Genomic DNA, 8454 nt, shown 5'->3' on the forward strand with positions numbered 1-8454 from the left:
ACGGCCATCAGCGCCTGGCCAAGCGAGACAGGCAGCAATCCCGACCGCGCCGGGTCGAGGCTGACCGCCTACGGCCATCAGCGCCTGGCCAAGCGAGACAGGCAGCAATCCCGACCGCGCCGGGTCGAGGCTGACCGCCTTGGCATAGGCATCCGCGGCCTCCTTGGGCCTGTTCGCCTTCATCAGGATGTCGCCGCGCAGTTCCTGGAAATATGCATTCTTCGGCTGCGCCTTGATCAGTGCATTGGTCTTGGCGAGCGCGGTGGCTATGTTGCCGAACAGGTACGTCGACTCGGCATCGCCATATTGTGCGGCAAGGCTGCCGGGCATCTTGCGCATCAGCCGCGCCAACCCCGCCTGGCCTTCCATATAGACGGCGATCTTCATGCGCATCATGTCGTGCCGCTGCTGCAGAGCCGGCGGGTCGACCTTGTCGACATTGGGGCTCTGTTTCACCAGCACTTCGAGATTGGCGATGCGGTCCTGCGGCATCGGATGGCTGATCCGGTAGGGATCGACCTGGGCGCCCGACAGCGACAGCGCCGTCTGGAAACGGTGGAACGTCTTCAGCATGCCCATGCCGGACTGGCCGGTGGCGTTGAGATAGGTGATCGCCGAGCGGTCGGCGGTTATCTCCTCGGTGCGCTGATAGGCGAGGATGCTTCGCTGCGCCATCTCGCCGCCGCCCGCCGCCATGCCGATACCGGCGCCGGCAAGGCCGCGGCTGTTGGTGGTGGCACCGGCGACCATGGCGCCGGCCCCTAGCAATGTGGCGATGATGGCCATGGTCTTGGCACGTTCGAGCTGTTCGCGCAGCTTCTGCTGGTGGCCGCCGGCGATATGGCCGGCTTCGTGGGCAATGACGCCGATGATCTCGTTGGGTGTCTCGGCCGTCATCAGCGCGCCGGTGTTGATGAACAGCCGGCGCCCGGTGACGAAGGCGTTGAAACTCTGGTCGTTGACCAGCACGATGTCGATGCCGTCGTTCGCCAGTCCTGCCGCCTTGAAGATCGGCCGCGCATAATCGCGCACCAGCGCCTCGATCTCGGCGTCGCGTACCACTGGCACGTTCTGGGCGAAGGCGCTGACCGAATCCGCCAACGCGACGGCAACGCCAAGCGAAAGCGTCGCAAAGACGCGCGCTGTCCGGGCAATCGTCGATCTGGGTCGGCTCAACATGATGGTTCCACTGGTAGACGAGCGGGCGAAAGATGAAAAGTCGGCGCCGGAAACTTCCTCAACTTGTGATCCTCACATCAATCGGGCATTTGTGCGGCGCATGCGCCCGAGTTTGGCGCCTTCAACCATCGGGAATACTGGTTAAATGGTCGTTTCGCTCTCACGTCGTGGCAATGTCGAGCCCTTCCACGCCATGGACATTCTGGCCGAGGCAAACCGCCTGAAGGCCCAGGGCGTGCCGGTGGTTTCCATGGCCGTCGGCCAGCCCTCCGACCCTGCGCCGATCGGCGTTCGCGCGGCGGCGGCCAAGGCCTTGCAGGACGGACGCATCGGCTACACCGACACGCTCGGCCTCGCCGCGCTGCGCAAGGCGATCGCCGAGCACTACGCCGATCACTATGGCCTCGATATTTCACCGAGCCGGATCGCGGTGACCACCGGATCGTCGGCCGCCTTCAACCTCGCCTTCCTCGCGATGTTCGATCCAGGCGACCGCGTCGCCATCGCCGCGCCCGGCTATCCCGCCTATCGCAACATCATGGCCGCACTCGGCATCGACGTGGTCGAGATCGAACTCGGCGACGCCGCCTACCTGCATGCCGGCCATCTGGAAACCGCACATCGCGAAAAGCCGCTGAAAGGCGTGCTGTTTGCAAGTCCGGCCAATCCGACCGGCGCCGTCATACCGGCCGATGAGCTGGCGGCCCTGGTGAGGACGGCACAGGAGCTCGGCATCGCCGTGATATCAGATGAAATCTATCATCGGCTGGCCTATGCCGCCCCCGATACCACCGCACTTGCCTGTGGCGGCGACGTGACGGTCATCAACTCGTTCTCGAAATATTACTGCATGACCGGCTGGCGCATCGGCTGGATGGTGTTGCCCGAAGATCTGGTGCGGCCGGTAGAACGCGTCGCCCAAAGCCTCTACATCTCGCCGCCGGAACTGTCGCAGATCGCCGCGATCGAGGCGTTCAAGGCGACTGAGGAGCTGGAAGCGGTGAAAGGCCGCTACGCCTGGAATCGCGAGCTGTTGATGAAACGCCTGCCGGAACTCGGCTTTCCGCTGGCGGCACCGATGGACGGCGCCTTCTATGCCTTTTGCGATGTCACCAGGCACACCAACGACAGCATGGCCTTCGCACGAAAGATGTTGGCGCAGGCGCATGTCGCGGCGACGCCCGGCCGCGACTTCGACACCCAGGCGGGGCACCGCACGATGCGTTTCTCCTATGCCGGCAGCCACGACGAGATGGTCGAGGCGATGGCGCGCATTGAACGCTGGTTGAGGTAGCACCATGCCAGAACTCGAACAGGCGCTCGCCGAAGTCGCCGCCGAAATGGCCGAACGCACCGATCGCGGCGCTGTTGCCACCTACATTCCGCAGCTCGGCAAGGTCGATCCCAAGAAGTTCGGCATTGCCGCCGTCACCAATGACGGCCGCGTGCTGATGGCGGGTGACGCCGATCAGGCCTTTTCGATCCAGAGCATCTCGAAAGTGTTCACCCTGACGCTGGCGCTCGGCAATGTCGGTGATGCGCTGTGGCAGCGGGTCGGACGCGAGCCGTCGGGCAATCCGTTCAACTCGATCGTCCAGCTCGAGCATGAGAACGGCATTCCGCGCAATCCGTTCATCAATGCCGGCGCCATCGTCGTTTCCGACATCCTGCTTGCCGGCCACCAGCCGCGCGAGGCGATCGGCGAAATCCTGCGCTTCATCCAATTCCTGGCCGATGACGAGACGATCGTTATCGACCGCGAGGTCGCGGCCTCCGAACGGGCCACAGGCTATCGCAACTTTGCGCTTGCCAACTACATGAAATCCTTCGGCAATCTCAACCATGCGCCGGAGCTGGCGCTGGGCGTCTACTTCCACCACTGCGCCATCGCCATGAGTTGCCGGCAGCTGGCGCTCGCCGGCCGCTTTCTCGCCAACGGCGGCAAGAATCCGGCGACCGGACATAGCGTGGTGTCGGCCGAGCGGGCGCGGCGCATCGGCGCCATGATGCTGACCTGCGGCCATTATGACGGATCGGGCGACTTTGCCTTCCGCGTCGGCATTCCCGGCAAGAGCGGCGTCGGCGGTGGCATACTGGGCATCGTGCCGGGCGTAGCCTCGCTCGCCGTCTGGTCGCCCGGCCTCAACGCCAACGGCAATTCCAAGCTGGGCTCGATCGCGCTGGAAAAGCTGGCCAGGATGATGAACTGGTCGATTTTCGCGCCGTAGAGCGGTCTATTGTTCATGGAAACGCCGCTCGACTGATAGACTTCATGCCCGCCGGGTAAATCTGCAATAATTGCCTTGACCACAGTAATGTCGTCCGTTCTTGTTGGGGACGACTGCAAATGGGTAGCACCAGTCCTTGACCAAGACGGTCCCCTGACGCAGTCTTCTGTTTCAAACCCTGTCTGCAGCGAAAGAGAACGAGTCATGCCCATCGGACGCGTAGGACAGGAATTCATCGTCAATTCGACGGCAACCGGCGGTCAGGTTAGCCCAGCGATCACGGAACTGGCCGATGGCCGCTTCGTGGCCACCTGGCAGTCTTATGACACCGGCGACGGCGATAGCATCTGCATCCGCGGACGAATCTACAGTGTCGACGGCAAGGCGATAGGCAGCGACTTCATCGTCAATTCGACGGCAACGGGCTATCAGAATGCCCCAGCGATCGCGGGGCTGGCCGATGGCCGCTTCGTGGCCACCTGGCAGTCTTATGACACCGGCGATGGCGATGGCCTCTGCATCCGCGGACGGATCTACAATGTCGACGGCAATGCGGTCGGCAACGACTTCATCGTCAATTCGACAGCGGCGGGCAATCAGCTTAACCCAGCGATCACGGTGCTGGGTGACGGACGCTTTGTGGTCACTTGGGAGTCAACTGACACTGATACCGACATCGGCGCCTGCGTCCGCGCCCGAATATACAATGTCGACGGCAGCGCGGCCGGGAGCGACTTCATCGTCAATTCGACGGCAACGCACGACTATCAGGTCGAACCAGAGATCACGGCGCTGGCCGATGGCCGCTTCGTGGCCACCTGGACTTCCTTTGATATCGGCGACGGCTCTGGTTCCTGTATCCGCGCCCGAATCTACAATGTCGACGGCAGTGCGGCCGGCAACGACTTCATCGTCAACTCGACGACAACGGGCTATCAGAATGCCCAAGTAACCACGACGCTGGCGGATGGCCGCTTCTTGGCCTCTTGGGTGTCCGATGACATTGGCGACGGCAGCGGCGCCTGCATCCGCGCCCGAATCTACAATGTCGACGGCAGTGCGGCCGGGAGCGACTTCATCGTCAATTCGACAACAACGGGCTATCAGGTTAACCCAGCAATTACGGCGTTGGCCGATGGCCGTTTCGTGGCCGCTTGGCAGTCCGATGACACCGGCGACGGCTCTGGCACCTGTATCCGCGCCCGCGTCTACAATGCCGACGGCATAGCGGCCGGCAGCGACTTCATCGTCAATTTGACGGCAAGCAGTGATCAGTACACCCCAGCGATCACGCCACTGGCCGATGGCCGCTTCTTGGTCACTTGGCAGTCATTAGACAGTGGTGATGGCAGCAGCGGCTGCATTCGTGCTCAAATCTTCGATCCTACCATCTTTGTCGGCACCTCCGCAGATGACGTCTGGCCAGGCAGCAATGTCTTCGCCGACCACATCAACGGCGGCGACGGCGCCGACACGCTGTCGGGTCTTGGCGGCAATGATACGATCAGCGGCGATGCGGGCAACGACGTCCTCAACGGTGGTGCCGGCGCCGATACAATGAAAGGCGGCATCGGCAACGATACCTWCTGGGTCGACAATGCCGGCGAYSWTGTCMYYGAGGCCAATGGCSAGGGCACCGATACAGTCAACAGTACCGTGTCCTTCAATCTCTCCGGCCAGGAATTGGAAAATCTGACGCTGACGGGAACGGGTGATATCAACGGCACTGGCAACTCGATTGCCAACATCATGTCAGGCAATTCAGGCATCAACACGCTRATCGGSCTTGRWGGCAACGACACRCTGGATGGCAAGGGYGGYGCCGACACSATGCARGGCGGSMYCGGCRACGACACCTACTWYGTCGACAATGCCGGSGATMTCGTCGAYGAGAGYACKGCCGGCGCCAACGGCACCGATRTCGTCAATGGCTAYRTCTCGATCAACCTTGGCGRTGSCRMCCACTTCAAGGGCAATATCGAGAAYGTCGCGCTGCKCGGTGSGGYCGCGATCAACGCCACCGGCAACAGCCTGGCCAACACGCTGACCGGCAATTCCGGCAACAATGTGCTGGATGGCATGGGTGGCGCCGACACGATGAGAGGCGCTCAGGGCAACGACAGCTACTATGTCGACAATGCSGGCGATACCGTCAGTGAGMGCACSGCCGGCGCCTACGGCACCGATACCGTCAAYGGCTWYATSTCGATCAACYTYGGCGAYGGCAACCATTTCAMGGGCAATATCGAGAACGTCGCGCTGCKCGGTGSRGCCTCGATCAACGCCACMGGCAAYAGCCTGGCCAAYRCGMTGAYCGGCAATTCCGGCAACAACKTACTGGACGGCARGGGCGGCRMCGACACGATGTCCGGCAGCACCGGCCAGGACATCTTCGTCTTCACCACGGCGCTCAATGCCTCGACCAATGTCGACCGCATCACAGACTTCTCGGTGGTCGATGACACTATCCGGGTCGATAACGCCATCTTTGCCGCGCTTGGCGGCAACGGCACGCTGTCGGCCGACCAGTTCGTCAAGAACACCACCGGCCTTGCGGGTGACGGCAACGACCACATCATCTACGAGACCGACACCGGCTGGCTCACCTATGACAGCAACGGCAGTGCTGCCGGCGGCTCGACCCATTTCGCCACACTGGCCGCCAACCTGGCGCTGACCAACGCCGATTTCGTCGTTGTGTAAGGTCAGAAGTACCACCAGTCCTTGACCAGGACGGGATACTCTGATGCAACCTTTAGGTGCAGCCAATGCCATGCTGGCGGCTGGCCATTTTACACCCTGCCTGCAGCGAAAGAGAACGAGCCATGCCCATTGGACGCGTAGGACAGGACTTCATCGTCAATTCGACGACAATGGGCAGTCAGTTTGGCCCCGCGATCACGGCGCTGTCCGACGGCCGCTTCGTGGACACCTGGATGTCCTATGACCCCGGCGATGGCGATGGCTTGTGCATCCGTGCCCGCCTCTACAACGCCGACGGTTCAGCGGCCGGCGACGACTTCATCGTCAATTCGACAGCAACGGGCGATCAGTATAGCCCTGCAATCACGGCGCTGGACGGCGGCCGCTTTGTGGCCACCTGGCAGTCAGAAGATCACGGCGACGGCATCGGCAATTGCATCCGCGCCCGAATCTACAACGCCGACGGTACGGCGGCCGGCAACGACTTCATCGTCAATTCGGCGGCAACGAGTGGCGGGAATTCCCCCGATATCACGGCGTTGGCCGATGGCCGCTTCGTGGCCACCTGGGAGTCCTATGACCTCGGCGAGGGTAGTGGCATCCGCGGCAGTTACATCTACGCCCGCCTCTATAACGCCGACGGTTCTGCGACCGGCAACGACTTCATCGTCAATTCGACGACAGCAACATACACCGAGTTTGTCCCCGCGATCACGGCGCTGGCCGATGGCCGCTTCGTGGTCACCTGGCAGTCCTACGACAGTGGCGACGGTAGCGCCAACGGCATCCGTGCCCGCGTCTACAACGCCGACGGTTCTGCGGCCGGCAACGAATTCATAGTCAATTCGACGATAACCAACAGCTATAGTGCCCATAGTGCCCCCGACATCACGGCGCTGGCCGATGGCCGCTTCGTGGCCACCTGGCAGTCCTACGACACCGGCGACGGTGGCGGAAACTGCATCCGCGCCCGTATCTACAACGCCAACGGTTCGGCGGTTGGCAACGACTTCATCGTCAATTCGACGATAACCGACGGCCAGCTAAGCCCCGCGCTCACGGCGCTGGCCGACGGCCGCTTTGTGGCCACCTGGTATTCCTATGATGCCGGCGACGGCGATAGCAGCTGCATCCGCGCCCGCGTCTACAACGCCGACGGTTCAGCGGCCGGCAGCGACTTCATCGTCAATTCGACGGCAGCGAACAGCCAGTTTTACCCGGCAATCACGGCGCTGGCCGATGGCCGCCTCGTGTTCACCTGGGACTCCTATGATGGCGGCGACGGCGGCTCTTGGATCCGCGCCGCGATCTTCGACCCTACCGTCTTCGTCGGCACCGCCGCCGATGACATCTGGCAAGGCAGCAACGTCTTTGCCGACCACATCAATGGCGGCGAAGCCAACGACACGCTGTCGGGCCTTGGCGGCAATGATACGATCAGCGGCGATGCCGGCGCCGATCTGATGAGCGGCGGCACCGGCGACGACACCTACTTCGTTGACGATTACGGAGACCATGTGGTCGAGGTGAATGGCCAGGGCATCGATACAGTCAACAGCACCGTGTCCTTCAACCTCTCGGGCCAGGAGTTGGAGAAACTGACGCTGATCGGCGCCCGCAATATCAATGGCACCGGCAACTCGATCGCCAATGTGATCACCGGCAACTCCGGCAACAACGTCATCGACGGGCTCGGCGGCACCGATACGATGAGCGGAGCGCAAGGCAACGACACCTACATCGTCGACAATGCCGGGGATCATGTGATCGAGGCTAATGGTCAGGGCACCGATACGGTCAACAGCTCCATCTCTTTCAATCTCTCCGGCCAGGAACTGGAAAACCTGACGCTGACTGGATCGGCGAACATCAACGGCACCGGCAATTCCTTCGCCAATGTCATCACCGGCAATTCTGCCGTCAACACGCTGATCGGCCTTGACGGCAGCGATACGCTGGATGGCAAGGGGGGCGCCGATACGATGCAAGGCGGCATCGGCAACGACACCTACTTCGTCGACAATGCCGGCGATATAGTCAGTGAAAGCACCGTCGGCGCCGACGGCGCCGATATCGTCAACAGCTACATCTCGATCAGCCTTAGCGATGGCAATCACTTCACGGGCAACATCGAGAACGTCGCACTGCGCAGTGCGGCCTCGATCAACGCCACCGGCAACAGCCTGGCCAACGCGCTGACCGGCAATTCCGGCGTCAACACGCTGATCGGCCTTGGCGGCAACGATACGCTGGACGGCAAGGAAGGTGCCGACCGTTTGGAAGGCGGGGCCGGCACCGACACCTACTTCGTCGACAATGCCGGCGATATCGTCAGTGAAAGCAC

General features: G+C 62.2%; 5 protein-coding genes. 4 read left to right on the forward strand and 1 reads right to left on the reverse strand.

Translation table 11 applies throughout. The features are described 5' to 3' along the window. Positions 1-1179 (reverse strand): M48 family metalloprotease (locus ACXJ7R_RS18455; RefSeq protein ID WP_457153098.1); only part of this gene is annotated, 1179 nt, incomplete at its 3' end. Between the two features lie 145 nt (positions 1180-1324). Here ACXJ7R_RS18455 and ACXJ7R_RS18460 point away from each other — a divergent pair. From ACXJ7R_RS18460 to ACXJ7R_RS18475, 4 genes are all read left to right on the forward strand, one after another. Next, positions 1325-2473: a pyridoxal phosphate-dependent aminotransferase gene (locus ACXJ7R_RS18460; protein ID WP_457153099.1), complete on the forward strand. Its 1149-nt coding sequence runs from the start codon at positions 1325-1327 to the stop codon at positions 2471-2473. 4 nt (positions 2474-2477) lie between these two features. Then, positions 2478-3407 carry a glutaminase gene (locus ACXJ7R_RS18465; protein ID WP_457153100.1) on the forward strand — a complete coding sequence of 310 codons (930 nt, stop codon included), beginning with the start codon at positions 2478-2480 and terminating at the stop codon, positions 3405-3407. A gap of 204 nt (positions 3408-3611) precedes the next feature. Next, complete coding sequence (locus ACXJ7R_RS18470) at positions 3612-6110, forward strand: beta strand repeat-containing protein (RefSeq protein WP_457153101.1); 2499 nt, start codon at positions 3612-3614, stop codon at positions 6108-6110. Between the two features lie 122 nt (positions 6111-6232). Further along, positions 6233-8454, forward strand: a 2222-nt coding sequence (locus ACXJ7R_RS18475) for a beta strand repeat-containing protein (RefSeq protein ID WP_457153102.1), incomplete at its 3' end; no start/stop codon positions are given.

It is taken from the genome of Mesorhizobium sp. P5_C1, assembly GCF_054049815.1.

Excerpts from the sequence above, each read along its gene's own strand:
- ACXJ7R_RS18460 (WP_457153099.1), top strand. The coding sequence starts at position 1,325 with ATGGTCGTTTCGCTCTCACGTCGTGGCAATGTCGAGCCCTTCCACGCC.
- ACXJ7R_RS18465 (WP_457153100.1), top strand. The coding sequence starts at position 2,478 with ATGCCAGAACTCGAACAGGCGCTCGCCGAAGTCGCCGCCGAAATGGCC.